This is a genomic window from Streptomyces sp. NPDC002490, from assembly GCF_040296045.1.
Classification (GTDB): Bacteria; Actinomycetota; Actinomycetes; order Streptomycetales; family Streptomycetaceae; genus Streptomyces.
Genome location: NZ_JBEOWM010000125.1, coordinates 1 through 1,874, shown reverse-complemented (window position 1 = coordinate 1,874; position 1,874 = coordinate 1). Strand labels below are relative to the sequence as shown.

2 protein-coding genes are annotated in these 1,874 nt (G+C 71.2%); one reads left to right on the top strand and one right to left on the bottom strand.

Annotation, left to right across the window (positions count from 1 at the left end; translation table 11 throughout):
* On the bottom strand, nt 1-433 hold a 433-nt coding region (locus ABT092_RS30865; RefSeq protein WP_351249809.1), incomplete at its 3' end, for an IS110 family transposase.
* Between the two features lie 332 nt (nt 434-765).
* On the opposite strand from ABT092_RS30865, the gene ABT092_RS30860 reads away from it, so the two are divergent.
* Nucleotides 766-1,857: an IS110 family RNA-guided transposase gene (locus ABT092_RS30860; protein WP_351249810.1), complete on the top strand. Its 1,092-nt coding sequence runs from the start codon at nt 766-768 to the stop codon at nt 1,855-1,857.
* Nucleotides 1,858-1,874 lie beyond the last annotated feature (17 nt).

The following is a 1,874-nucleotide window of genomic DNA, read 5'->3' as shown; positions in this document are numbered from 1 at the left end:
GGACGCGGGTGCGCTCGTGGACCAGGTCGTCTCGTCGCTCGGTCAGCAGCCGCAGGATCGTCGTCTGGTCTTCCCGCACGACGGGGCGGAGGTCGTGGCGGAAGAGGGCGACCTGGGCGACGTGCAGGGCGTCCTTGGCATCGGTCTTGCGGTCTCCTCCGGTGGCCAGCAGCCGGGCCCGGGCCGACAGAGTGGAGGGCACGTCGACCACGTTCTCACCAGCAGCGGCCAGCTGCTGGGCGAGCGAGCGGCCCAGGCCGCCAGCGCCCTCGACCGCGAAACGACGGTCGGGCCACTGCTCGCACCAGCGCATCAGCTGGCGGAAGGTCCCGGTGTTGACGACGAACCGGCGCTGGGCCACCTGGTGGCCTGCGGCGTCGACGGCGACGGCGGTGTGGGACGACTTGTGGGGATCGACACCGATCAGGATCACAGGCTGCTGCCCTTGCACTCGATGAGTCAGGAAGGGGAGTGCGGTGGGCACCCTGACTTGAAGTCACCGTGTCACCTTCATGCCTCTGTCGAGCCACACCGCGCGGGTGTCGGCCGGCGGCGGCACGCTATCAGTGAGCCAGCCCGAGGGCGGCAAGGAGCACTGCGGGCCCGTGCCGACCGACACCCTGGACGCTACGGCTGCAGACCGAGCATCTGGGTCCGATTCAACAAGTCAGGAGCTTGGTCAAGAAGCCCCGCCACTGTCTTGTCCGCCCGCCTGGCCGGCGCGTGCCGCCTACCGGGATCAGCGAGAGGACGGCAGTGACCAGCATGACGGACCAGGCCCTGGAAGTCACAGGGGGTGTGGACACGCACGGCGAGACCCACCACGCGGCCGTGATCGATCGGCTCGGCCGCCACCTGGCCGACCGCGAGTTCCCCGCCACCGGTGCCGGATACCGGCAACTGCTGGCCTGGCTGCGCTCGTTTGGGCACGTCACCCGGGTCGGGGTGGAGGGCACCGGCGCCTACGGCGCTGAGCTCGCCCGCACCCTGGGCCGGGCCGGGCTGACGGTGATCGAGGTCGACCGCCCGGACCGCAAGACGCGCCGGATGAAGGGCAAGTCCGACCCGATCGACGCCTACGCCGCCGCCGAGGCGGTGGCCTCCGGCCGGGCCAGCGGCACTCCCAAGACCCGGGACGGCATCGTGGAAGCGGTCCGCGCGCTGCGGGTGGTGCGCCGATCGGCGGTCAAGTCCCGCACTCAGGCTGTCAACCAGGCCCGGCAGCTGCTGGTTACCGCACCTGAAGCCCTGCGCGCCCAGCTGCGCGGACTGTCGACCGCCGCCCTGGCCAGGGCATGCGCCCGGCTCCGACCTGGCGACGACCTCACCGACCCCGCCCACGCGGTCAAGGCCGCCCTGCGCCGCCTGGGCAAACGCATCCTGGCGCTGACCGAGGAGGCCGACGAGCTGGAGGCCGAGCTGAAGACCCTCACCGCCCAGGCCGCCCCGGACCTGCTGGCCCTCAAGGGCGTAGGCACGGACGTGGCCGGACAGCTCCTGGCCACCGTCGGCGACAACCCTGACCGGCTACGCTCCGAGGCCGCCTTCGCCCACCTGTGCGGGGTGGCGCCGATACCGGCCTCGTCCGGCCGCCGGGACCGGCACCGCCTCAACCGCGGCGGCGACCGCGCCGCCAACCATGCCCTGCACACCATCGTGCTGTGCCGCATGCGCTGGGACGAACGCACCCGCGCCTACGTCGCACGGCGTACCGCCGACGGACTCGCGACCAAGGACATCATGCGCTGCCTGAAACGACATGTTGCCCGCGAGGTCTACCGCGTCCTGATGCGGTCGATCCGGACCACCGACATCAACCCGCAAACCACTCAAAGCGACCTCACTGAAGCCGCTTGACATCCATAGGAGCATCC

Coding starts and splice junctions, on each gene's coding strand:
- ABT092_RS30860 (WP_351249810.1), top strand. CDS start 766: ATGACGGACCAGGCCCTGGAAGTCACAGGGGGTGTGGACACGCACGGC.